Source organism: Duganella rhizosphaerae (assembly GCF_040364205.1).
Taxonomy (GTDB): domain Bacteria; phylum Pseudomonadota; class Gammaproteobacteria; order Burkholderiales; family Burkholderiaceae_D; genus Rugamonas; species Rugamonas rhizosphaerae.
Map to the genome: position 1 here is coordinate 662,115 of NZ_BPWK01000001.1, position 22,603 is coordinate 684,717.

The 22,603-nt window shown below is 64.9% G+C and carries 19 protein-coding genes; 9 read left to right on the plus strand and 10 right to left on the minus strand.

Annotated elements, in window-relative coordinates:
• The first annotated feature begins 86 nt into the window (after window positions 1-86).
• The 4 genes from RUGAMON1_RS02945 to RUGAMON1_RS02960 are packed head-to-tail and all read left to right on the plus strand — an operon-like array spanning window position 87 to window position 3,353.
• Window positions 87-356, plus strand: a complete 270-nt coding sequence (locus RUGAMON1_RS02945; protein ID WP_445229083.1) for a DUF1427 family protein — start codon at window positions 87-89, stop codon at window positions 354-356.
• Window positions 356-2,284: an amidohydrolase gene (locus tag RUGAMON1_RS02950; protein WP_445229249.1), complete on the plus strand. Its 1,929-nt coding sequence runs from the start codon at window positions 356-358 to the stop codon at window positions 2,282-2,284. The genes RUGAMON1_RS02945 and RUGAMON1_RS02950 overlap by 1 nt, the downstream gene beginning before the upstream one ends.
• Window positions 2,284-2,697, plus strand: a complete 414-nt coding sequence (locus tag RUGAMON1_RS02955; protein ID WP_445229250.1) for a DoxX family protein — start codon at window positions 2,284-2,286, stop codon at window positions 2,695-2,697. The genes RUGAMON1_RS02950 and RUGAMON1_RS02955 overlap by 1 nt, the downstream gene beginning before the upstream one ends.
• On the plus strand, window positions 2,697-3,353 hold the full coding sequence (locus tag RUGAMON1_RS02960; protein ID WP_445229084.1) for a YoaK family protein: 657 nt from the start codon (window positions 2,697-2,699) through the stop codon (window positions 3,351-3,353). The genes RUGAMON1_RS02955 and RUGAMON1_RS02960 overlap by 1 nt, the downstream gene beginning before the upstream one ends.
• Here RUGAMON1_RS02960 and RUGAMON1_RS02965 read toward each other — a convergent pair.
• Together RUGAMON1_RS02965 and RUGAMON1_RS02970 are read right to left on the minus strand one after the other, a co-directional pair.
• Window positions 3,350-3,988 carry a response regulator gene (locus RUGAMON1_RS02965; protein ID WP_445229085.1) on the minus strand — a complete coding sequence of 213 codons (639 nt, stop codon included), beginning with the start codon at window positions 3,986-3,988 and terminating at the stop codon, window positions 3,350-3,352. The genes RUGAMON1_RS02960 and RUGAMON1_RS02965 overlap by 4 nt on opposite strands.
• Before the next feature lie 10 nt (window positions 3,989-3,998).
• Window positions 3,999-4,946 carry an MBL fold metallo-hydrolase gene (locus RUGAMON1_RS02970; protein WP_445229086.1) on the minus strand — a complete coding sequence of 316 codons (948 nt, stop codon included), beginning with the start codon at window positions 4,944-4,946 and terminating at the stop codon, window positions 3,999-4,001.
• Between the two features lie 111 nt (window positions 4,947-5,057).
• On the opposite strand from RUGAMON1_RS02970, the gene RUGAMON1_RS02975 reads away from it, so the two are divergent.
• On the plus strand, window positions 5,058-6,029 hold the full coding sequence (locus RUGAMON1_RS02975; protein ID WP_445229251.1) for a LysR family transcriptional regulator: 972 nt from the start codon (window positions 5,058-5,060) through the stop codon (window positions 6,027-6,029).
• Window positions 6,030-6,049: 20 nt separating this feature from the next.
• On the opposite strand, the gene RUGAMON1_RS02980 is transcribed toward RUGAMON1_RS02975, so the two are convergent.
• Both RUGAMON1_RS02980 and RUGAMON1_RS02985 read right to left on the minus strand, forming a co-directional pair.
• Window positions 6,050-6,976, minus strand: coding sequence for a tetratricopeptide repeat protein (locus RUGAMON1_RS02980; RefSeq protein ID WP_445229087.1), 927 nt, complete (start codon window positions 6,974-6,976; stop codon window positions 6,050-6,052).
• Between the two features lie 50 nt (window positions 6,977-7,026).
• A complete protein-coding gene (locus RUGAMON1_RS02985) occupies window positions 7,027-8,298 on the minus strand; it encodes a D-amino acid dehydrogenase (protein ID WP_445229088.1) in 1,272 nt (423 codons plus the stop codon).
• A 74-nt stretch (window positions 8,299-8,372) separates the two neighbouring features.
• On the opposite strand from RUGAMON1_RS02985, the gene RUGAMON1_RS02990 reads away from it, so the two are divergent.
• Window positions 8,373-9,923 (plus strand): Lcl domain-containing protein, encoded by a 1,551-nt coding sequence (locus RUGAMON1_RS02990; protein ID WP_445229089.1) that lies wholly within the window; start codon window positions 8,373-8,375, stop codon window positions 9,921-9,923.
• Here the strand turns inward: RUGAMON1_RS02990 and RUGAMON1_RS02995 are convergent.
• Complete coding sequence (locus RUGAMON1_RS02995; RefSeq protein WP_445229090.1) at window positions 9,920-10,513, minus strand: YdeI/OmpD-associated family protein; 594 nt, start codon at window positions 10,511-10,513, stop codon at window positions 9,920-9,922. The genes RUGAMON1_RS02990 and RUGAMON1_RS02995 overlap by 4 nt on opposite strands.
• 191 nt (window positions 10,514-10,704) lie before the next feature.
• Between RUGAMON1_RS02995 and RUGAMON1_RS03000 the strand changes: the two genes are divergently transcribed.
• Window positions 10,705-12,147 carry an alpha/beta fold hydrolase gene (locus RUGAMON1_RS03000; protein ID WP_445229091.1) on the plus strand — a complete coding sequence of 481 codons (1,443 nt, stop codon included), beginning with the start codon at window positions 10,705-10,707 and terminating at the stop codon, window positions 12,145-12,147.
• 23 nt (window positions 12,148-12,170) lie between these two features.
• Here the strand turns inward: RUGAMON1_RS03000 and RUGAMON1_RS03005 are convergent, their stop codons facing one another.
• Both RUGAMON1_RS03005 and RUGAMON1_RS03010 read right to left on the minus strand, forming a co-directional pair.
• Window positions 12,171-14,030 carry a DUF885 domain-containing protein gene (locus tag RUGAMON1_RS03005; protein WP_445229092.1) on the minus strand — a complete coding sequence of 620 codons (1,860 nt, stop codon included), beginning with the start codon at window positions 14,028-14,030 and terminating at the stop codon, window positions 12,171-12,173.
• Between the two features lie 66 nt (window positions 14,031-14,096).
• Window positions 14,097-15,626, minus strand: coding sequence for an FAD-dependent monooxygenase (locus tag RUGAMON1_RS03010; RefSeq protein WP_445229093.1), 1,530 nt, complete (start codon window positions 15,624-15,626; stop codon window positions 14,097-14,099).
• A gap of 106 nt (window positions 15,627-15,732) precedes the next feature.
• Here RUGAMON1_RS03010 and bla point away from each other — a divergent pair, with 106 nt between their 5' ends.
• Both bla and RUGAMON1_RS03020 read left to right on the plus strand, forming a co-directional pair.
• Window positions 15,733-16,620, plus strand: a complete 888-nt coding sequence (gene bla, locus RUGAMON1_RS03015; RefSeq protein ID WP_445229094.1) for a class A beta-lactamase — start codon at window positions 15,733-15,735, stop codon at window positions 16,618-16,620.
• Between the two features lie 29 nt (window positions 16,621-16,649).
• Window positions 16,650-17,174, plus strand: a complete 525-nt coding sequence (locus RUGAMON1_RS03020) for a hypothetical protein (protein WP_445229095.1) — start codon at window positions 16,650-16,652, stop codon at window positions 17,172-17,174.
• Here RUGAMON1_RS03020 and RUGAMON1_RS03025 read toward each other — a convergent pair.
• Genes RUGAMON1_RS03025 through RUGAMON1_RS03035 form a run of 3 tightly spaced genes read right to left on the minus strand, consistent with a single transcriptional unit; the run spans window position 17,171 to window position 22,499 of the window.
• Entirely contained in the window at window positions 17,171-17,890 is a 720-nt protein-coding gene (locus RUGAMON1_RS03025) for a polysaccharide deacetylase family protein (protein ID WP_445229096.1), read from the minus strand. The two genes, RUGAMON1_RS03020 and RUGAMON1_RS03025, sit on opposite strands and share 4 nt — an antisense overlap.
• On the minus strand, window positions 17,887-18,408 hold the full coding sequence (locus tag RUGAMON1_RS03030; protein WP_445229097.1) for a 4'-phosphopantetheinyl transferase family protein: 522 nt from the start codon (window positions 18,406-18,408) through the stop codon (window positions 17,887-17,889). Before RUGAMON1_RS03030 ends, RUGAMON1_RS03025 begins: the two co-directional genes overlap by 4 nt.
• Window positions 18,409-18,467: 59 nt before the next feature.
• On the minus strand, window positions 18,468-22,499 hold the full coding sequence (locus RUGAMON1_RS03035; RefSeq protein ID WP_445229098.1) for a Pls/PosA family non-ribosomal peptide synthetase: 4,032 nt from the start codon (window positions 22,497-22,499) through the stop codon (window positions 18,468-18,470).
• Window positions 22,500-22,603: the final 104 nt, after the last annotated feature.

Sequence of the window (22,603 nt, forward strand, 5' to 3'; positions counted from 1 at the left end):
TGGGGATCATTCCCGGTGATGGCAAACCGAGAGCCGCCCTCTAGACTGTGGGCATGCAACGCTCACTCCTATTCGAGGAAACCCCCATGTCCAAAATGTACGTCGTGTCGCTGGCCGTTGGCCTGCTGGTTGGATTAATCTATGGCTTCCTGAACGTACGCTCGCCAGCGCCGCCGGTGGTGGCGCTGGTCGGCCTGCTGGGCATCCTGCTCGGCGAGCAGCTGCCGCCGCTGTTGCGCCAGTTGTGGCAGCCGCAGGCCAAGCAGGTGTCGTGGATCGAGGAGCACGTCAAGCCGCATTGCTTCGGCCAACTGCCGTCCGCGCAAAAGAATGACGAAACCAAAGGGAAAGCATGATGAGACTAGACCTGAACCCGCAGCCTGACCTGATCCTGCATCGCGGCCTGTTCACCACGCTCGACCGCAGCAATCCGCACGCCGAAGCGGTGGCCATCAAGGACGGCCGCTTCACCCATGTCGGCCGCGCCAACGAGATCCTGGCGCTGGCCGGTCCACGCACCAGGGTGGTCGACCTGCAAGGCAAGCGCGTGCTGCCCGGCCTGATCGACAACCATTGCCACATCATCCGCGGCGGCCTGAATTTCAACCTGGAGCTGCGCTGGGACGGCGTGCGTAGCCTGGCCGACGCGATGGCCATGCTGAAGGCGCAAGTGGCGATCACGCCCGCGCCGCAATGGGTGCGCGTGGTGGGCGGCTTCACCGAACATCAATTCGCCGAGAAGCGCCTGCCGACCATCGAGGAACTGAACGCGGTGGCGCCCGATACGCCGGTGTTCATCCTGCACCTGTACGACCGCGCGCTGCTCAACGGCGCCGCCTTGCGCGCCGTCGGCTACACCAAGGATACGCCGGAACCGCACGGCGGCCAGATCCTGCGCGACGGCGCCGGCAACCCGACCGGCCTGCTGCTGGCCAAGCCGAATGCGGCCATCCTGTACCAGACGCTGTCGAAGGGCCCCAAGCTGCCGCTGGAATACCAGGTCAACTCGACCCGCCACTTCATGCGCGAACTGAATCGCCTCGGCGTGACCGGCGCCATCGACGCCGGCGGCGGCTTCCAGAATTATCCCGAGGACTACCAGGTGATCCAGCAGCTGTCGGACGCCAAGCAGCTGACGATACGCCTGGCCTACAACCTGTTCACGCAAAAGCCCGCTCAGGAAAAGGAAGACTTCCTGAACTGGACGCAAAGCGTCAAGTACCAGCAGGGCGACGACTACTTCCGCCACAACGGCGCCGGCGAAATGCTGACCTTCTCGGCGGCCGACTTCGAGGACTTCCGCCAGCCGCGCCCGGACATGCCGGAGACGATGGAGGACGACCTGGAAGGCGTGGTGCGCGTGCTGGCGCAGAACCGCTGGCCGTGGCGCATGCACGCCACCTACGACGAAACCATCAGCCGCGCGCTGGACGTGTTCGAGCGCGTCAACCAGGACATTCCGCTGGCGGGATTGAACTGGTTCTTCGACCACGCCGAAACCATCTCCGACCAGTCGATCGACCGCATCGCCGCGCTGGGCGGCGGCGTCGCCGTGCAGCACCGCATGGCCTACCAGGGCGAGTACTTCGTCGAACGCTACGGCCACGGCGCGGCCGAGGCCACGCCGCCGGTCAAGAAAATCCTGGAGGCCGGCGTGAAGGTCTCGGCCGGCACCGACGCCACGCGCGTGGCCTCGTACAATCCGTGGGTGTCGTTGGCCTGGCTCATTACCGGCAAGACCGTGGGCGGCATGCAGATGTACCCGCGCGCCAATTGCCTGGACCGCGAAACGGCCCTGCGCATGTGGACCGAGAACACCACCTGGTTCTCCAACGAGGTAGGCAAAAAGGGCCGCATCGAAGCGGGCCAGCTGGCCGACCTGATCGTGCCGGACAAGGACTTCTATGCCTGCGCCGAAAGCGAGATCGCCGACATGACGTCGCGCCTGACCATCGTCGGCGGCAAGATCGTCTACGCGGCCGGCGAATTCGCCAGCTACGACGAGCCGCCGCCGCCGGCCATGCCGGATTGGTCGCCGGTGCGGCGCTTCGGCGGCTACGCCGGCTGGGGCGAGCAGATCGGCAACAACCGCGCCGCCCTGAAGGAGCTGGAGCAGCGCAAGCGCGAGCAGCAGCAGCTGCGCCAGCAGCAGGCCGCCTGCGGCTGCGCCAACCAGTGCAACGTGCATGGCCACCAGCACGCCAGCGCGTGGGCCAGCAAGCTGCCGACGTCGGACCTGAAGAGCTTTTGGGGCGCGCTGGGCTGCGCCTGCTGGGCGGTGTGATGGCGGCGCTGCTCAAACCCTTGTTCAAACCATTGGGCGCACCGTGGCTGCGCTGGATCTTCCTGCTGCTGATCTGCGCCGCCTATCTGCAAGGCGGCATCAACAAGCTGCTGGACTTCCCGTCGGCCATCGGCGAGATGCAGCATTTCGGCCTGTCGCCGGCCGGCCCGATGGCCGCGCTGGTGATCGCCGGCGAACTGGGCGCCTCGCTGATGATTTTGTCCGGCTTCTACCGCTGGCTGGGCGCGGGCTACCTGGCCGCGTTCACGCTGATGGCTACCTTTGTCGCCAACCGCTACTGGGAAATCACCGGGCCGGAGCGCTTCATGGCGGCCAACGGTTTCTATGAACACCTGGGCCTGGCCGGCGCCTTTTTGCTGGTGGCGTGGCACGATATTCAGAAGGAGACCTGATGGAGCGTGGCGAGACTAAACAAAGCATGGCGCTGGGCTTCCTGGCCGGCTATGTCGACACGCTGGGCTTCGTCGGCCTGTTCGGATTGTTCACCGCCCACGTCACCGGCAACTTCGTGCTGATCGGCAGGGCGGTGTCGCGGCCGGCGCCGGACGTCTTGCTCAAGCTGCTGGTGTTCCCGGTGTTTGTGCTGTTCGTGGCGCTGGCGCGCTTGTTGATACTGCATTGGGAACGCGCCGGCGGCCGCCAGCTGCGCAACAGCTTCCTGCTCCAGGCCTTGCTGATGGCGGGCAGCGTCGCCAGCGCCTGGGCAGGCGCGCCGATCGAAGCACCCAATGCGCCGCTGACTTTGTTGACCGGCATGCTGTGCGCGGGCGCGATGGCGGTGCAAAACGCCTACGGCAAGCTGCTCTTGGGGAAGGTGGCCGCCACCACCGTCATGACCGGCAACGTGACCCAGCTGGTGATCGACCTGGTGGACACGCTGCGCGGCGACGCCGATGCGCACGGACGCCTGAAGAAACTTGCCTGGCCGGTGCTGGCGTTTGCCGTCGGCTGCATCAGCGGGGCGCTGGCGTTCGTGCAGGCCGGCTTCAACGGCCTGATACTGCCTTGCGTGCTGCTGATCTGGCTGGCCTGCGCGGCCAGCGACTAGATCGACATGATGCCGCGCTTGAGGGCGATCGTCACCGCATGGGTGCGATCGTTCGCGGCCAGCTTGGACAGCACGTTCTTCATGTGCGCCTTCACCGTCTCTTCCGAGATCGACAGCCGTTCGGCGATGCGCCGGTTGGAATGGCCGTTGGCGGCATGGCTCAACACTTCCGTCTCGCGCGCGCTCAACGGACCCTGGCCCATGTGCTCGGCCAGTTCCATCGCGATCTCCGGCGGGATGCGGCGCTGCCCCTGGTGCACGCCGCGTATCGTATCGAGCAACTCCTTGCGCAAGGTACTCTTCAACAAAAAGCCCGCGGCGCCGGCCTGCACGGCGCGCAGGATCTGCACGTCGCCCTTGTAGGTGGTCAGCATGACGACGCGCGCGCCGGGATGCGCGCGCCGTATCGCTTGCAGCGCGCTGACGCCGCACATCTCCGGCATGACGATGTCCATGATGGTGACGTCGGGCCGCAGGACCTCGTGCTGCTCGACGGCCTCGCGGCCGTTGCTGGCTTCACCGACCACGCGCATGTCATCCTGGCTGGCGATGGCTTCGCCCAAGCCCATGCGTAGCAAGGGATGGTCATCCACCACCAGCACGCTGATGGGGCGAGGGATGTCAGGCATTTCCATGTCGGCCAGTTTAACGCAGCTGCGTGTAATTCGCCGGCACCCACTGGTAAGCCTTGCCGCTGCTGCGCAAGTGGCCCAGGCCGGGGAAGGGCAGGTGGGCCGCGCCGATCAGCGCGCCTTCCTTGGCGGCCTCGGTGAAGGCTTGCTTGCGGGCTTGGGCGGCGGTCTTCGGATCGGTGTCGAAGCCGATGGTCACTTCCGGATGGTCGAACTGCACGGCGCCGGCGTGGATCAGGTCGCCCACCACCAGCAGCTTCTTGCCTTTGCTTTCAACCATGTAGCTGATGTGGCCCGGCGTGTGGCCGTAGCTGGCGACGGCGCGGATGCCCGGCGTGATGTCGCTGGCGCCATTGAACGGTTGCAGGTGCTGGTTGGCGACGTACGGCGCCAGCGACGTCATCGCGCCCTGGAAGAAGCCCTTGCTGTCGGCCGGCGCCTTGTCCATATTGGCCTGGCTGAGCCAGAAGTCGGCATCGTGCTTGTCGGCGCGGATGGTGGCGTTGGGGAAGGCCGCCTGGCCGTTGGCCGCGAGGCCGCCCACGTGGTCCGGGTGCATGTGGGTGATCAGCACTTCGTCAACCTGCTCCGGCTGGTAGCCCGAGGCTTTCAGGTTGGCCAGCAGCTTGCCCAGCGTCGGGCCGAACAGGCTGCCGGCGCCGGCGTCGATCAACACCAGCTTGGCGCCGGTGTTGACCAGGTAGCCGGTGACCGAGGTCTCCACCGGGTTGCTCAGGAAGGAGCGGGCCAGTTCCTGGTCGGTCTTGGCGGCCGGCTGCTGCAGCAGCTTGTTCATCGGCAGATCGACGGTGCCGTCGCTGATCGCGGTCACTTCAAAATCGCCCAGCATGATGCGGAAGAAGCCTGGCGCGTTGGTGCCGGCCAATGGTGCTGCGGCCATTGCAGGGGCGCTGATGGCGAAAGCCAGGGCAAGCGGGCTGAGTTTGCGTAAGAGTTGCATAAAGTTCCTCATTAATGAATTTACTAAACACAGTATGCAGCTTTGCAAAAAATGGCACAATATCCAATAATGCAAATTGTATTTGCGCGAATTGCAAAGAAAGGGAACGTGATGATCGATTGCCTGAAGTGCCTGTTGGCGGTGGTGGAGCATGGCAGTTTGTCGCGCGCGGCGGCGGAGCTGAAGATGGCGGTGTCCTCGGTGTCGCGCAAACTGGACGCGCTGGAGGCCGAAGTGGGTTCGCGCCTGCTATTGCGCAGCTCGCGGCAAATGCTGTTGACCGACGCCGGCGAACGCTTCCTGCCGCGCGCGCGCAACATCCTGGCCGAACTGGCCGAAGGCAAGGCCGCCGTGCAGGAGTTGGACAGCGAACCGCGCGGCCTGCTGACGGTGACGGCGCCGGCCGCCTTCGGGCGCCTGCACGTGGCGCCGGCCATCGCCGAGTTCCTGCGCCACTGTCCGCTGCTGGAGGTGGAGCTGCACGTCAGCGACGATATCGTCGACCTGTCGGCGCGCCGCGTCGACGTGGCGGTGCGCGCGGGCGTGCTGCCCGACAGCGACCTGGTGGCGACGCGGCTGGCGATCCAGAACCGCGTGGTCAGCGCCAGCCCGGATTACCTGGAACGCCACGGCTGGCCGCAAACGCCGATGGACCTGCTCAACCACCAATGCCTGACCGTGACCGGGCGCTCGGCGCCGCGCGGCTGGTGGCGCTTCGACGGCGTGAACCAGAACCAGCCGCTGGCCGTCAAGGGCAAGCTGCGCTGCGACGATACCGATTCCTTGCTGCACGCGGCCATCGGCGGCGCCGGGCTGGTGCATCTGGCGAACTGGCTGGTGAGCGACGCCATCGTCGCCGGCCAGCTGGTGCCGGTGTTCCCGATGGCGCCGGTGCTGCGCGGGGCGGCATCGGACCGGCGTGAACCGCACGAGTCCGCAGTGCATGCGGTGCACATGCCGGGCCGTTCCAACCAGGCCAAGGCCCAGCTGCTGATACGTCATTTGAAGGAGTATTTCGGCGATCCGCCGTATTGGGATCTTGCGATGGAAGCTGCCGGGGCGGGCGAGCGCCGCGCCCCGTGAGGTGAAAAGAGGAGCGGAGATTAATCCCAGTCGCCGCCACCGCCGCCGCCACTGTCGCCGCCGCCACCGCTGCTGCCGGAATCGTCCCAGCCGCCGCTGACGCCGAAGTCCTGGCCGCCCATGTCATCGCGGCGCAGCAGTTCGTCGCGTGACGGATCGTCATAGACGATGTCGTTGCGCGGCTGGCTGCTGTTGCCCGAATCGTGGTTGCCGCCGGTGAACTGGCGCGCCAGCGCTTCACCGGCGACGATACCCGCGCCTACCGCTGCGCCGGTCGCCAGGCCGCCCATGATGCGCGAACCCATGCCGCTACCTTGTTGTGGCTGGCCGTAGCCCGGTTGCGGATAACCCTGCTGCGGATAAGCGCCTGGCGCATAGCCGGGCGCCGGAGCGCCGCCGGGATTGAAGCCGGCCGGATTGTTGTAGCTGTCGGCTGGCGGGTTACGGCGCGACATGAAGCGCGACGCCAGCCAGATAAAGCCTATCAAGCCGCCGCCCAGGATCAGGATGGTGCCCCAGGGGATGCCGCTGCTTTGCGGTGCGCCGTAGTTGCCGTTGCTGTAGCCGGCGTTGCTGCGGGCGGGCTGCTGCTGCGAATAGTTGGCCTTGGGTTTCTGGCCCTCGGCCAGCAGCGTGCGCAGCTTGGCCAGCGCGTTTGGATTCACCTTCGGCAGGCCGGGCGACAGCCGTTCGGCCGTGGCCAGCTCGCCCTGCGCGGCGGCGAACTTGCCTTGCTTGGCCAGCAGTTCGGCCTCCACGAAGTGCGCGGTGGCGCTGTTCGGGTGGGCTTTCAGTACCTGGTCCATCAGGTCCTGGGCGTCGCTGTACTTGCCTGCTTCTGCGGCGACATAAACATCGTGTATCGTGGGTTCGGCCGCAAACGCCGGCACCGCCAGCGCCAAAGCGCCGGCCAGCAGGGTCATACGTGCGAAAGATTTTGCCGTCATGTCAGATCTCCTTGTAGTCCTTGTAGGGACAGGCTGAATATAGTGGCAGTTTACGCCATTTTCAAGCCCTGCGCGGTACGCTGGCTAACCGATGGCGTTGGAATGCCCACTGCGGCCATGACGGTATCGGCGATGATGTCGGCCGTGGCGGCCGATAAAGTCCAGCCCAGGTGGCCGTGGCCGGTGTTGTAGAACACGGTGGGCGCCTTGCCGCGGCCGACGCGCGGCATCAGGTTCGGCATCATCGGCCGCAGGCCGGCCCATGGCGTAACGTCGCGCGTGCTGATGTCGGGGAAGCATTGTTGCACCCAGTTGTGCAGCGGCGCGATGCGGTCGGCGCGGATGTCGCGGTTGTAGCCGTTGAACTCCGCCGTACCGGCCACGCGCAGGCGGTCCTCGCCCAGGCGGCTGGCGACCAGTTTGGTGGCGTCGTCCACCAGGCTGACGTTGGGGGCTGCGGCCTGGCTGGCGGCGTCGTGCAGATGTACGGTGATCGAGTAACCCTTGACCGGATAGACGTTGACGCGGTCGCCCAGCATGGCCGCCAGCGCGCGGCTGGCGGTGCCGGCGCAGACCACCACGGCATCGTAGCGCCGCGTGTCGTCGGCGCCGTCGCGGGTGGTGGTGATGAAGGCGCCGTTGGCGTCGGCGCGGACCTTGGTCACGTGCTGCTCGAAGCGCAGGTCCACGCCCAGTCGCTGCGCCGCTTGCGCCAGGCCGGCGGTGAATTTGTGGATATCGCCGGAGCTGTCGCTTTCGGTGTAGTGGCCGCCGTAGAACTGGCCGGTCAGCGTAGGTTCGAGCGCGCGCATTTCCTCGGGCGTGACCGCGCGGCGCGGCAGGCCGCCTTGCGCCAGCAGTTTTGATACCTCGGCCGCGTGCTCGAAATCGGCGCGGTCGCGATGGATGTGCAGGATGCCTGCGCGCTTGTGGTTGAAGTCTATGCCTTCCTGCGCGGCCCAACTGAACAGATGCTCGCGCGCGGCCACGGCCAGCCTGGTGGTGGCGATGGTGTTGTAGCGATAGTGGGGCAGGGCGGCGATGAACTCGGCGAACCAGGACAACTTATGCCAGCTGGGTTTCGGGCTGACCAGCAGCGGCGCGTCGTTCTTCAGCATCCACTTCAGGCCTTTGACGATGGTGCTGCGGTGGTTCCACGCTTCGGCGTTGGAGGCGGACAGCTGGCCGCCGTTGGCGAACGAGGTTTCCATCGCGGTGTAGCGATGGCGCTCCAGCAGCGTGACGGCGTAGCCTCTGCTGGCGAGCGCGTAAGCAGTGGTGACGCCGGTGACCCCGCCGCCGATGATGGCTATGGTTTTCATCCAAATAGTTTACCATCTAAGGTGGCGCCAGCCCTGGAAGCAGACTAGACTAGGAAAAAAACAGGGAGAAAACCATGGCGCGTATCCGTTTGCTGCTGGTTGTGCTGGGCGTCGGCCTGATCAACGCTTGCGGCGGGGGCGGCGGCGGTTCAGGCGGCAATACCCAACCCTTTGTCCCTGTGCCTACGAATACCGCCAGCGGTACGGTCATGTTCAAGGGCGCGCCGCTGGCCGGCGCCACCGTGACGGTCTACGAGACCAATAGCAACCGCGTCTTCGCCACCCTGACCACCGACGCCAATGGCAATTACAGCGTTGGCGGCCTGGGGACTTCCTGCACCATGTCCTGCACCATCAATTACCAGTTCTTTGCCTCGAAAGCCGGCTACGCGTTCAATCCGTTCATGGCGACGAATGTGTCGGGCGACCGTTCCGCCTATCTGTGGGACCCATCGCCCAAGAATTGGTACGCCAATAGCGGCGCCGCCGTGACGCGGGCCGGCTATAACGGTGCGTTTTCGAATCCCGATGGCGGTTCCGGCATCATGTTCAACGTCGTCAATTTGAATTCGTCAGTCAACAACTCCATCACCGGCGCCAACTTCAATGCCTACGACGGCAGCAATCCATTGGTGAGCATCGCCTCGACCGGGCTGTCGAAACGCTACACCGACAATCAAGACGGCACCGTCACCGACAACTTGACCGGCCTGGTCTGGCTGAAGAACGCCGGTTGCCTCAGTCCGGCATTATGGGCGAACGCGCTGACCGAGGCCAACCAGCTGGCGAGCGGAACGTGCGGATTGACGGATGGATCCAAGGCCGGCGATTGGCGCTTGCCCAACCTGGTGGAACTTGAAAGCTTGGTCGACGTCTCCGCCAGCAATCCGGCGCTCACCGCCGGCAACCCGTTCACTTCCGTATCGACGGGAATCTACTGGACCTCGACCAGCTACTACGGCGGCCAGGCGGGCTCGCCGAACGCATGGGCGATCCGCATGCAGGATGGGCGCTACATCAACGACACCGCCAGTTCGAATCTCAACCTCAAGGCGACATCGACGAACGCGGTGTGGGCGGTCAAAGGCACGAGTTCCGGGGCGGGCAGGTTGCAGGCGACGGGGTTCTATGTTTTCTACGCCAAGGGCGACGACGGCTCGCTGGAGAAGGGCGCACCGCTCCCCGCGCCACGCATGCGCGACAACGGCAACGGCACGGTCACCGACACGGTCACCGGCCTGGTCTGGCTGAAGAAAGCCGATTGCATCCAGCAAAACTGGACGGCGGCTCTCGGCGCCATCAGCACGCTGGCGAGCGGCCAGTGCGGCCTGACCGATGGTTCCGTCGCGGGCGCCTGGAGAATGCCGACCCGGAAAGAAATGCTGAGCCTGGCCGATCGTGCGCAGGGCAATATGGCGGACTATTTTGACGAGTCCTTCAACAGCTCGGCGGCGGGCATCGCCTCGCAGCCCGCCAGCTTTACCAACTTTGCGCAGTTTCAGTACTATTGGACATCCGGCACCAATGCCGCCAGTCCCGGCGACGCGTGGAGCGTGTTCAGCTGCGACTTTGGCGTCTACAACATCCCCAAGGGGAATGCCGGCTATGCGCTGGCGGTTCGTTAGTCGTCCAAGCCTTTGCCCTTGAGGATGTGCGGAATACATTTCTCGACTCTGGACTCGCGGGTCTTGGCTTGCTTAGCTGAGGAGAAGTGCAGCAGGTAGCCGCGTTGCCGCCCCGGCGTCAGGGCGGCGAAGGCTTCCTGCAGTTCGGGCGATTCCTCCAGCCGGTTCAGGAATTCTTCCGGCATGGCGAATTCGGCGGTCTTCTTGAATTCCACTTGCGCGCCGGACCGCTCCACCTTGATGGCGTCGCGGATGTAGGACTTCAAGGTCGACGCCATCTTGGCGATTTCTTCGGCGCTGGTGAAACGGATCTGGCGCCCCGCCTGCACGTTCTCGGTCTGCTGGATCAGAATGCCTTTGGGATCCTGCATCAAAGCGCCTTTGAAAAACAGCAGCGCGCAGTATTCCTTGAAGCCGTGGATCAGCACGATGTTCTGGTCGTCGAGCGTATAGCAGGGATGGCCCCATTTGAATTCCTCGGTCAGATCGCAGTCGAGGACGATGGCGCGCAGCTTGATGTATGCATCCTGCCATTGGCCTGGCTTGCCGACGTAGGCATCGACCTTGGAATTCAACGTCTTCTCTGTCATAGTGCACCTCGATGGAGTCAATAGTGGCAAAAAAATAATTATACCCGGCTCATTGCCGGGCGCACCCTGATGCCTTCGGCCGAGTTCCAAAACCGGAATTAGAGAAAATTTGGTGCGCGCACTGGCCAACGCATTTCTCGCCACGCTTAACAAGGATAGAAGTGAGTCTATACACGATAAAAAGTCTTTTGATGGCCACTGCAATTTTCGGTCTCAGCCTACCGCCTGTCGCACTTTGTGCCAATAAAAGTCCAGACAAAATAACGTTAGAGAAGATGACATGCCCGGCCTCAAGCATAAAGAATGCTGTGTGCATAAAAGCCATCGTTCCTGAAAACTACGATTTACCGAGTGGTCGCCAAATTAGTTTGGATGTGGTCATCCTCAAAGCCGCCATGCCGGCCACTCCGTCACGATCACTTTTTGTGCTCCAGGGTGGCCCAGGTCAAAGAACTACTTCAACGATAGAGGACGAATCTGAGGTTTGGAAAAAACTGGGACGCACGCATGACCTTGTATTCATTGATCAGAGAGGCACGGGCATTTCACCGGACCTCCATTGCGCGAACCCGAATGAAGACAAAAGTGTCTTACTGAGAGATCTCTGGTCAGCCGAAAATCTCACCGCATGCGCGAAACGCTTGTCCGACACTGTCGATCTGACGCGGTATACGACGACCGACGCCGCGCGCGACTTAAACAATATCCGGGCGGCCTTGTCTTACGATCAGATTGGCATAGTGGCCTATTCTTATGGAACCCGCTTGGCACAGGAATATCTTCGCCATTATGATAATTCGGTGCGTGCGACATTGCTAATGGGCCCGGTGGCGCCAGGGACATATGTACCCGCCGGCCTTGCCAGCGAGGCTGAAATCTCTTTAACCCAAATATTGAACCGATGCAAAGCCGACAAAAAATGTTCGACCGCGTTTCCAGATGTCTTTGGTGACCTGAAAAAATTGAAGGCTATTCTCAACGGACGAGGTCTTGTTCTGCACAAAGGATCGAAAGGCCAGGCCAACGACGTGCAGATTTCATCCGGTGTTGTGGCGTCATATTTACGCATGTATCTTTACGCAGTATCAAGCGCGGCGCCCCTGCCGCGATTGATACACACGCTTGCCAACGAAGACAAGAATCAAGAACAGCTCGCGTTGATTGTTCAATGGCGCGAACAATTCGAGGATGCGGCGCCTTGGGGCTTGTACATGGCTATCACATGCAATGAGGATTTGCCTTTCATCGATGAGAAGAAAGAACGTAGGCTTGCCGCAGGTACCCTCATCGGATCATTCCGCATCGATCAGCAGTTTGCCGCTTGCCGGAACTGGCCGCGGAGTCAGGTAAGTCCGGAATTTCATACCCCCGTCGATTCCGACAAGCCGATCTTGCTACTTGTTGGCCAATTTGATCCATCTACTCCCTCAAGCAACAGCGAACAAATTCTCTCCCATATGCCGAATGGCAAATTAATCATTGTCCCCAACAGGTCGCACGCCATGTTTGAAGATTGGGACGAGTGCCTTGAAAAGGTAACGACCAATTTTCTGGAAAATGCAAATGCAAGAACCGTCGACACTGCCTGCGTGAACCGCCTCAGATTGCCGAGTTTCGACATCCCACCCCTGTAGATTCTAACTTGGGCCGTTACACCTCAGGCCTTCTTCGCGCCGTTGATGTAGCGGTCCACCACCGTCGGCAGCACCGTCAGCGGCACGCCGCAGCTTTGCACCAGCGCGTCGTTGAAGCCGGCCAGGTCGAACGTGCCGCCCAGCGCGGCCTTGGCGCGTTCGCGCTGGCGCAGGATTTCGTTGTGGCCCATCTTGTAGCCGCAGGCCTGGCCCGGTGACACGCAATAGCGGTCGATCTCGCTGGTCATCGCCTGCATGCCACGCCCGGTGTTCTCGACCAGGAAGCGGATCGCCTGCTGGCGTGTCCACTTCATCGCGTGGATGCCGGTATCGACCACCAGGCGGCAGGCGCGGAACTGCTGCGCTTGCAGATAGCCGATCTGGCTGAACGGATCGTTGGCGTACAAGCCGAATTCGTCGACCAGCTGTTCGGCATACAGCGCCCAGCCTTCGACGAAGGCGTTAAAACCCATCAGCGAAGCAATCAGCGGCAGCTCGTCGTGGTGCTCGGCCAGATACGCGCCCTGGAAGGCGTGGCCCGGCAGGCCTTCGTGCGCGGTCAGCGTGGCCAGTTCGGACTTCGGCCACAGTGTGGTCGATTTCAGGTTGATGTAGTAGATCGCCGGGCGCGAGCCGTCCAATGCGGCGAAGTTCATATACCCCAGCGCGGCGCCGGCTTCGATATCGACCGGCACGCGCTTGATTTGCAGCGGCACCTTCAAGTCCATGTGCGAAATCTTCGGCATCAGTGCGCGCACGGCGTTGACGCGCTCATTGCAGTAGGCGATCAGCTGTTCGCGGCCCTGGGCGTTGTCGGCGTAGAAGCGCTTCGGGTCCTTGGCCAGCGCCTGCAAGCGCGCGCCCACGGTGCCCTGCGTGATGCCCTGCGCCTTGAGGATGGCGTGGATGCGCGCTTGCAGCTGCTTGTTCTGTTCCAGCCCGATCGCGTGGATCTCCCTGGCGCTATGGCTGGTCGAGGTGCCCAGCTTGAGCGCCCATTCGTAGTACGCGCCGCCGTCCGGCAGGCGGTGCACGCCGGCGACGCTGGTCGCCTTGGCGGTGGCCTTGGCGAAGGCGGCGATCTGCCGGTCCAGCGCCGGGTAGACCGCGGCTTCCACCAGCTTGGCGGCGCGCGCGTTCCAGTCGCCGGCGATGCCCAGCTTTCCGGTGCGCTCGCTGATCGAGGTGACCAGTTTTTGCGCGGCGACGGCGGTTTTTCGGTAATCCTTCAATTGTCCGATGGCGGTGCGGGCGATGAAGTCCGGCGGCATGATGCCTTGCCCGGCCTGGTCGACGATGCGGGCGGTTTCCTGGTCCAGCATGCGCGCCATGCCGGCCACGCGTTCGAGGTAGGCCTCGGCATCGGCGGCGTTGGCGATCTGGTGCTGCGAATCGAGGAACTCGGGGATGCGGGTCAGCGCGCCGTCCTGCTGCGTGACGGGGAAGGGCGCGGTGCCGCCGAAGAAGCCGCTGGCGGCGCCGCCGAAGGAAAAGCGCAAACCGGCCACGCCTTCGTTGGCGGCATAGCGCACGGTGTCGTAGCGGATTTGCGCGTCGGCGCCGAGGGCGTTGCGGTCCAGCGCGGACAGGCGGCCCAGCATCGACTCGACCTGCGCGGCCCAGGCGGCGTCGCCGACCGGAGACAAGTCTTCCAGTTGCGCCTTCAGGCCGGCGCGCGCGCCCTTGTCCAGTCCCAGCGAGGTGGCGCTGGTCGGCGCCAGCCGCAGAATCTCGTCGGCGAAGTTCTCCAGCAGCGTGGCGAACCGGGCGTCGGCCGGTGCGGCTTGCGCCAGTGCGTAGCCGGGCAGGGCGCTGACGGCGGTGGCGGACAAGGCGGACAGCAGCAGGTCGCGGCGGGAGAAATTCTGAGGCTGATTGTTCATGACTTCCTTTATGGTCGGGCTAAGAATTCGTGCGAGGACGACCTTAGCCCGACGCCGGGAAGCGTGTCAATCAATTTTGCCGGGGGCGAAGCGCAAGTGATAGCGTTCTACCAAGTTACGCAGGGTGTCGAGTTCCTGGCGTGGCAGGGCCAGCGCCACGTGCATATCGGGGCGGACCAGGTAGGCGGCGTCGCGCAGCAAGCCGGCGTCCGCTGCGGCGTCGCTCCATGGATAGACATGCAGCGGCAGCGACACTTCGTGCGCGGCGGCGCTCAGCAAGGCCGAAGGCTGGCCGTAGACGTGCAGCTGCCAGTCCAGCGTTTGCAGCGCGCTGAAGTTGTCCTCGCCGTCCGGCTGCGGCACCCACGGCAGGCGGTCGCCGCCGATCACGTCGCCGGCGCGCCCGCCGCTCAGATGGCTGTCGGGATAGTGGATCTGCACTTGCGACAAGGTCTTGAACAGCGTGCGGCGCGCGGCCGCAAAGCCGGCCAGCACCGGGAACACATGCGGCACCAGCCATCCGCGCAACAGCTGGCCGCCGGCTCCCTGCGAGACGATCATCTGGAAGGCGCGGTCGGTGGTGGCCACCAGCTTGCGCGCGAACACGATGCGCTCGGCCTGGTAGGTCTCGAGCAGGGCGGGATCGGCGCGGCCCTGCAGCACCTGCGCCAGTTTCCACGACAGGTTGACGGCGTCGCCGATCCCGGTGTTCATGCCCTGGCCGCCGGCGGGGCTGTGGATGTGGGCCGCGTCGCCGCCCAGGAAGCAGCGGCCGGAGCGGAACTGCGACGCCACCCGGTGATGCACGCGATAGGTGGAGAACCAGTTGACCTGTTCCACCTTGATGCCCAGCAGCGGCTCCAGCACCGGGCGGACGTCTTCAAAGCCCGGCTCGGGCAGCGCTTCCGCTTGCGGCGGCAAGATGCCGATCAGCCGCTGCATGCCGCGCGAGCGCACCGGCAGCATCAGCGCAAAGGTGTTGGCGCCGATGTGGCCGACCAGGTCGCGGTTCTCCGGGCCGGAGGTCTTGACGTCGGCCACGTAGTACAGATGTTCGTAGGTGCCGCCGCTGAAATCGAATTTCAGCGACTCGCGCACACGGCTGCGGGCGCCGTCGCAGCCGCACAGGTAGGCGCTGCTGCTGGCGATGCGGTCGCCGTTGCGCTCCAACACCGCGCGCACGCCCCATTCGTCCTGCGTGAACGACTCCAGCTCGGTGTTCCATTCGACCTCCACCCCCATGGCCTTGAGCTGCTCGACCAGGAAGCGCTCGTGGTCGTCCTGCGGGAAGGCCAGCACAAAGGGATAGGGACTGAGGCCGGCGCCGATGTCCTTGAGCGGCAGCTGGGCGACATCTTCGCCGCCTTCGCGCAGGTGGATGGCTTCGATCTTGATGCCGAGGTTGACGACGACATCGGCAAAGCCCAGCTGGCGGTAGAATTCCAGCGTGCGCGCATGCACCGCCATGGCGCGCGAAGCCTGTCCGGGGCCGCTGTTTTTGTCGATGATGCGCACGGCGACACCATGCCTCGCCAGGCGGATAGCGAGCACCAGGCCGGTGGGACCGGCGCCGACGATGAGGACTTGAGGGGCCATGCGAAGAGTCTACATCCGGCGCAGAATAGAGGGGCGTTCAATTGAATACGGGCTTAAGAAACGGCTGGTAAGATGCCAAACATTGCTTAACTTACACCTGTGCACCATGACCGTTTTCGCCTCCCGCCGTGCCCTGATCCTGGCGCTTGCCGCCGCCCCCTTCGCCCATGCCGCCGATTTGCTCGATTCCGCCCCGGCCTCCGCGCCGAATTCGGCGGCGGCGCTGCTGGCCAAGCTGGAGGGCGAATCGGGCGGCCGCCTGGGCGTGGCCGCGCTGAACACGGGCGACGGCCGCCGGCTGCTGCATCGCGCCGACGAGCGCTTCCCGTTTTGCAGCACCTTCAAGACGATGCTGTGCGCCGCCGTGCTGGCCAGGGAGCCGGCGCTGCTGAAGAAGCGCGTGCACTACACGAAAAAAGACCTGGTGACCTACTCGCCGGTCACCGAAAAACATGTCGGCAAGAGCATGACGGTGGCGGCGCTGTGCGAGGCCACCATCCAGACCAGCGACAACACCGCGGCCAACCTGTTGATGCAGCAGATCGGTGGACCGGCCGCAGTGACGGCGTTCGCGCGCTCGATCGGCGACATGGAATTCCGGCTGGACCGCATCGAAACAGAGCTCAACACCGCACTGCCCGGCGATCCGCGCGACACCACCACGCCGGTCTCGATGGCGGAGTCGCTGCACAAGCTGCTGCTGGGCGACGGCCTGGGCGCGGTGCAGCGCAAGCAGCTGAAGGACTGGATGCTGGGGAATACCACCGGCGACACCCGCATCCGCGCCGGCGTCCCGTCCGGCAGCCTGGTGGCCGACAAAACCGGCACCGGCGACTATGGCAGCACCAACGATATCGGCGTCATTTGGCAGCCGGGCAAGGCGCCGATCGTGCTGGTGACCTACCTCACCCAGCCCGGCAAGGACGACAAGGCGCGCAGCGAGATCCTCGCCGAGGCGACCAGGATAGTCGTCGAAGCGTTCCGAGTCGGTTAAACTACGGCCTTACACATTAAGGCCAGACCATGACGAACAAGAAACAAGCAGCGCCCGCGCCTACGGGCCGGGTAGCGAATCCCTTCCTGAACGCCGAGTTTTACTCGCGCATGCGCGACTACACGGAGCGCGATGCGGCGTTTTCCAAGGAAACCAAGGCGATCGGCGAGAGCGGCGCCGGCAAGCAGAGCACCGATGCGCGCCATGCGCCGTCGCTGGCGCTGCTGCGCGCTGTGGTGAAAAAGGGCCTGACGCTGGAGGAAATGTTGAACCGCATCGTGAAAGGTGTGGAATCGGGCCTGTGGGAGCCTTGGCTGACCGCCTTCGGCATCGAACTGCGCGGCGTGAACTACGCCAAGACCGGCGAGCGCAATGCCCGCCTGGCGATCGACATGAGCATGAGCTCCAAGGCGCACACGATCTTCTCCGCCGCCGGCGTCGGCAACTGGCGCAGCCTGGTGGCCGAGGACTGCGCCCAAATCCAGATCGACAAGCCTACCGAGAAGACCCCGGCCAAAGTCACCGCCATCTTCTTCCTCGACGCCGCCGCCTAGTTCCACTCCAGATGCACCACGCTGTAGCCGCGCTGCTTGAGTAGTTTGAGCAGCGCCGGCAACGCTTGCGCGGTCGGCACGTTCACGTCGTGCATCAGGATGATGCCGCCGCCGGTGTCGTCCAGGCTCTTGACGAGGCGCTGCACCAGGATGTCGGTGGTGTCTTCCGGCAGCCAGTCGTTGATGCCGAGGTCTACCGACATCACGGTGATGCCGGCCTCCTTGAGCGCCGCCAGCATGGTCGGCGTCTCCTCCAGATAGGGGAAACGATAGGCAGGCGTGGCCTTGCGGAATACCGCCTGGTAGGCTGCCAGCACTTGACGAAGGTCGGCCAGCTGCTCGGGCGCGCTCATCGCGGACAGATGCGGGTGCGTCTGGCTGTGCACTCCGGTCGAATGGCCTGCCGCCACAACGCGCCGCGCCAGTTCAGGCGATTTCTCCAGATTGCTGCCGACCATGAAGAAGGTGGCTCGCGCGCATTGGTCCGCCAGCGCCTTGAGTACCAGCGGCGTGGTTTCCGGCACCGGGCCGTCGTCGAAGGTCAGCACGACTTCGCCCTTTTTCAGCGGCAGCGGCGCATGCTGCAAGGCGCCGTAGAGCGCGGCCTCGCGTTTCAGCGTGATGGTGCGGGCGGTGCCCAGTTTGTCGGCGCCGCAGTCGGCGGCGCTGGCTATTCCGGCCAACGCCATCAGCAGGCCTGCTATCGCGATTTTCATTTGATTGGCTCCCAAGGACGGCAAGCCAGCGAGGCTACCAGATTATTTGGGAGCGGGGCGGAACGCGCGGGCGTCGCCAGCGCTGCAATCTCGTCGCACCATTCGGCAAGTTGAATGCCATGGCATTTGAGCTTGGCCTCGTGCCTGGTCCAGGCGAGCACGAATGCGAGAGTCTGTTCGGCGGCCGGCGTCGTGGCCAGCGTGGCGCAGACTTCCGGGCCGAGATAGTCGCGCGCCACCGCTTGCCAGTCGAAGACTTCCTCCACCCGCATCAAGTCGACGCCGACCGCGCCATGCAGGTTGATGGCGGCCAGCGAATATCCGTCTTCATGCGTGAATGAGCAGCCGATGGTGCGCTCGTCGCCTGCCAGCGTGACGCGCGGCGCCTGGCCGGGCGTGCTGTCGATGAGGATATGGTTGGCATCGACGCCCAGCACCGAGGCCAGCGCGGCGCGTGTCGCCGAGCGGATTTGTTCGCGCGCGCGTGGCCGCTCCACGCTGGTGGCAACGCCTATCACGAACAGGCCATCCTGCGTCGTCGGCACGGGACCGGGCCAGGGGTGGACGATCAGCTCCATCATCGCGCCGGCGCGGCCGGACAGCCCGCCCAGTAGCCGTTGGCGGGAATCTGCTCGCCCTTCATCACCAGCGTCAGCGCGCCCAGACGGGCGTTGTCGCCGACGACGGCGCTGTACAGCACCGCGCTGCGCGGCCCCATGTAGACGCCCTTGCCGATGGTGACGCGGTCGATCTTCATCACGCGGTCTTCGAACAAATGGGTCTGCGGGCAGGTCAGCGCATTGAGTTCGCTGTGGTCGCCGATGTGGACGCAGTCGAATTCCGTGATGTCGGTGGTGTCCAGGTAGACGCCCTTGCCGATGTGGGAACCCAGCATGTTGAACGCCAACGGCAGCCACGGCGTGCCGCGCAGGTAGCGCATGAAGTTCGGCACGGCGATGCCTTCGTACAGATTGGTCACGCCTTCGGACAGCCAGACAAACGGCGTCCACATCGGCTCCGACTGTTTGCGATAGCGGCCGATCAGCAGCCATTTCAACAGCACCACGAAGAAGTAGTTGCCGATGCCGTAGCCCAGGCCCGCCAGCGTCAGGTCCCACGTCACTTCGGACCAGCGTCCGGCGCCGGCGGCCGGCATCACCGCCAGCACCAGCGTGTAGCCCACCGCGATCACCAGCGCATGCGGCGCGACGATGCGGAATGCCTCGATCAGGCCGCGGCCCAGGCGGCGCATGGGCGACGGGTGGAAGGTCAGGTTTTCAGGATAGCCGCTGGTCTGCTCGCGCGCGGGCAGGTTGATCGGCGGGGAGCCGAGCCAGGTGTCGCCGCTCTTCATCTGCTCATTGTCCGGCGCGCGCGAGTGCACGCCGATCAGCACACTCTCCGGCAGGATGGTGCCGTCCGGGATGTAGGCGCCGTTGCCGACGAAGCTGCGGTTTGAAATCACGGTCGGCTTCATGATCATCCAGCCGCCGTCGATTTCCTCGTCGCCCAGCATGACCGCGTCGGCGATGAAGGTTTCGTCGCCCAGGGTCAGCATGTCCGGCACCACGCCCAGCGCGGTGGAGATCTCGGCATCCTTGCCGACCTTGGCGCCCAGCAGGCGATACCAGTACGGCGCGAACACCGTGGCGTAAATGCCGTGCAGGACGTTGAGGCTCGATTCCTGGATCTGGCTCACCAGCCACTTGGCGCAGTAGGTGTTGCTGTGGATGGCCGAGCGGCCCGGCTGCAGGCGTGGCAGCACGCTCCAGCGGATGCCGGCCGACAGCAATGCCGTCAGCACGATCAGCACCGTACTGGCGGGGAAGGCCAGCAGGAAGTAGCGCAGCAGCTGGATGCGCAGGTCGTCGCCCTGGATCCACGGCAGCCAGCCTTGTTCGTCGAACCAGTCGATCAACACGAAGCTCGGGAACACCGGCATGAAGAACAGCGTGACGATCAGCAGGATGCCGAAGACGAAGAACACGCCTTCGCCCATGCGGCGCGCGGCGCTGACCTGGGGACGCGGCGGCAGGCGGGCGGTGTCGAAGGCGCCGGTGTCGCGCGCCGGCGAACCGGCCCAGACGCGGCCGGCCGGCACGCGCATGCCGTCGCTCAGCGCCGACTGGCCTTCCAGGTGGCCCAGCGCTTCGATGTGCGTGTTCCCTTCCATGACGGCGAAGGAACTGACGCAGGTGTCGTCTTCCAGCGTGATCTGGCCCAGCAGCAGGCGGCCGCGCTGCACGCGGGCGTTCTCGAAATTGACGGCGTTGCCGATGCTGACGTTGTCGCCGATGCTGAGCAAATCGGGCGAGCGCAAGGTCATCGAGCCGATGATGACGTCCTTGCCCACCTTGGCGCCCAGCGCGCGCAGCCACCAGGCGCTGAGCGAGGAGCCGCTCAGCAGGTAGGCCGGCGCCGCTTCGACCAGCCGGTCGGCCAGCCACCAGCGGTAGTAGGTGACGCCCCACAGCGGATAGTCGCCGGCCTTCAGGCGGCCGGCGATCAGCCATTTGCCGGCGATGGCGATGGCGAATTCGCCGATGGTCGCCAGCAGGAACACGCCGACCGAGGCGGCGATCGCGCGCGCCACCGAGTCGCCCGGATCGCCGGTGAAGAAGTGGTAGGTGAAGAACGGCGCCAGCCACTGCGCCATGCGCAGCGCCACCAGCGCCGGCATCGCGGCCACTTGCGCCAGGCCGCAGGTCCAGCGCTTGAGCGTGGAGGGCGGCGTCCAGTCGGCTTCCGCTTCGGCGGCGATGGGCGCGTCGGCCAGCACCTGGGCGATCTTGCCGATCTGGCGTTGCTGGTAGATGTCGCGCACGGTGATGTGGGCGAAACGTGGATCGGCGCGCAGGGCCGAGGCCAGGCGCGCGGCGAAGAACGAGTGGCCACCGAGGTCGGTGAAGAAGTCGGCCTGGCGCAGCACCGGCTGGCCGGGGAACAGCGCGGCCAGCGCGGCGAACAGCGCCACTTCGGCCGGCGTTTCGGGCAGGTCGGAATCTTCGTTGCCGCCGGCCGGCGGTGCGCTCAGCGGCATGGCCTTGAGCGCCTTGCGGTCGATTTTGCCGGAGGTCAGGCGCGGCATGGCTTCCTGCATTTCGTAGCGGCCGGGGACCATGTACGGCGGCAGCTTGGCGGCCAGGCTGGCGCGCAGGGTCTTTGTGTCCAGCGCAGCGCCGGCTTCCGGCACGATGTAGGCCACCAGCTGGTCGATGCCGTCGTCCTTGCGCAGCAGGACGGCGACGGTGCCCACGCCTTCCTGCTGCGCCAGCACGGCTTCGATCTCGCCCAGCTCCACGCGGAAGCCGCGGATTTTCACCTGGTCGTCGGCGCGGCCGAGGCACAGCACTTCGCCCTCGGCGTCGATGCGGGCCAGGTCGCCGGTGCGGTACAGGCGGGCGTCGTGCTGGCCGCTGGACCACGGATTGACCAGGAATTTTTCTTCGGTCAGGTCCGGGCGGCCCAGGTAGCCGGCCGCCAGGCCAGGGCCGGTGATGCACAGCTCACCGATCTCGCCGCGCGGCAGCAGGCGCAGCGCCGGCATGGCGTTGGTGTCGATCACCAGCAGGCCGTAGTTGGGCAGCGGCGTGCCGATGGTGACCGGATGGCCCGGTTGCAGGCGCGCCAGGCTGGCCGATACCGTGGCTTCGGTCGGGCCGTAGGTGTTGAACATCTGCCGGCCGGGGCGCGACCAGCGCTCCACCAGCGATTCCGGGCACATCTCGCCGCCCAGGTTGATCAGGCGCAGGCTGGGCACTTCCTGATTGAACAGCGCCAGCAGGGTAGGCACGGCGTGCAGCACCGTGACCTGGTTCTCGTCGAGCATGCGCGGCAGCGTTTCCGGGTCGCCGCTGATTTCCTTGGGGCCTATCCACAGCGTGGCGCCAACCAGGTAGGCGATCCAGATCTCTTCGAACGACATGTCGAAGGCCACCGAGAAGCCTTGATAGACTTTGTCCCCGGCCGTGACGCCGAGCACCGCGTTCTCGCTGCGCAGGAAGTGACAGATGCTGCGCTGGGTGATCAGGATGCCTTTCGGCTTGCCGGTCGAGCCGGAAGTGTAGATGACGTAGGCCGGTACGTCGGGCGAAACGGCGCCACGGCGCGACAGTACGGCGCCGGTGGCGGGGGCGGCCAGCAGCGCTTCGGCGGTCCACACGGGACGGCTGAAAGTGCCGAGCGCGGCCAGGCGCGGCGCCAGGGCGTCGCAGGTCAGCACGCCGGCGCCGTCGGCGTCGTCCAGGCACACTTGCAGGCGGTCGACCGGGGTGTCCTCGTCGACCGGCAGCCAGGCCGCGCCGGCCTTGGCGATGCCCGCCTGCAGTACCAGCAGCTCGATCCCGCGCGGCAGCCACAGGCCGACGATCTGGCCCGGCCGCACGCCGGCGTCGATCAGGCGGGCGGCGACCAGGTCGGCCTGGGCGTTCAATTCGCGGTAGCTGAGGCGGCGGTCGCCGAAGATCAGCGCGGTCTGGTCGGGAGTGCGGGCGGCGCTTGCTTCCAGCAGGTCCGCCAGGATTTCCTCGCGCAGCAACTCGCTTTGCGGTTTCCCGTAAAGAATGTCTGGATGCGATTGTGGAATGTGCGGCGATACTGGGTCGTTCATGCTGATACTTTATTTTGTGTTGGCGGGTGTCATTGTACGGTACGCGTGTACGTTCCAATAGAGGGAGAATGCAAGTTCCGCTTACAGCCTTTACAATAGGAAAT

Coding starts and splice junctions, on each gene's coding strand:
- RUGAMON1_RS02965 (WP_445229085.1), bottom strand. CDS start 3,988: ATGGAAATGCCTGACATCCCTCGCCCCATCAGCGTGCTGGTGGTGGAT.
- RUGAMON1_RS03000 (WP_445229091.1), top strand. CDS start 10,705: ATGGCCACTGCAATTTTCGGTCTCAGCCTACCGCCTGTCGCACTTTGT.
- RUGAMON1_RS02975 (WP_445229251.1), top strand. CDS start 5,058: ATGATCGATTGCCTGAAGTGCCTGTTGGCGGTGGTGGAGCATGGCAGT.
- RUGAMON1_RS02985 (WP_445229088.1), bottom strand. CDS start 8,298: ATGAAAACCATAGCCATCATCGGCGGCGGGGTCACCGGCGTCACCACT.
- RUGAMON1_RS02955 (WP_445229250.1), top strand. CDS start 2,284: ATGGCGGCGCTGCTCAAACCCTTGTTCAAACCATTGGGCGCACCGTGG.
- RUGAMON1_RS02980 (WP_445229087.1), bottom strand. CDS start 6,976: ATGACGGCAAAATCTTTCGCACGTATGACCCTGCTGGCCGGCGCTTTG.
- RUGAMON1_RS02945 (WP_445229083.1), top strand. CDS start 87: ATGTCCAAAATGTACGTCGTGTCGCTGGCCGTTGGCCTGCTGGTTGGA.
- RUGAMON1_RS02960 (WP_445229084.1), top strand. CDS start 2,697: ATGGAGCGTGGCGAGACTAAACAAAGCATGGCGCTGGGCTTCCTGGCC.
- RUGAMON1_RS02995 (WP_445229090.1), bottom strand. CDS start 10,513: ATGACAGAGAAGACGTTGAATTCCAAGGTCGATGCCTACGTCGGCAAG.
- RUGAMON1_RS02990 (WP_445229089.1), top strand. CDS start 8,373: ATGGCGCGTATCCGTTTGCTGCTGGTTGTGCTGGGCGTCGGCCTGATC.
- bla (WP_445229094.1), top strand. CDS start 15,733: ATGACCGTTTTCGCCTCCCGCCGTGCCCTGATCCTGGCGCTTGCCGCC.
- RUGAMON1_RS03035 (WP_445229098.1), bottom strand. CDS start 22,499: ATGAACGACCCAGTATCGCCGCACATTCCACAATCGCATCCAGACATT.
- RUGAMON1_RS03020 (WP_445229095.1), top strand. CDS start 16,650: ATGACGAACAAGAAACAAGCAGCGCCCGCGCCTACGGGCCGGGTAGCG.
- RUGAMON1_RS03005 (WP_445229092.1), bottom strand. CDS start 14,030: ATGAACAATCAGCCTCAGAATTTCTCCCGCCGCGACCTGCTGCTGTCC.
- RUGAMON1_RS02950 (WP_445229249.1), top strand. CDS start 356: ATGAGACTAGACCTGAACCCGCAGCCTGACCTGATCCTGCATCGCGGC.
- RUGAMON1_RS03010 (WP_445229093.1), bottom strand. CDS start 15,626: ATGGCCCCTCAAGTCCTCATCGTCGGCGCCGGTCCCACCGGCCTGGTG.
- RUGAMON1_RS03025 (WP_445229096.1), bottom strand. CDS start 17,890: ATGAAAATCGCGATAGCAGGCCTGCTGATGGCGTTGGCCGGAATAGCC.
- RUGAMON1_RS02970 (WP_445229086.1), bottom strand. CDS start 4,946: ATGCAACTCTTACGCAAACTCAGCCCGCTTGCCCTGGCTTTCGCCATC.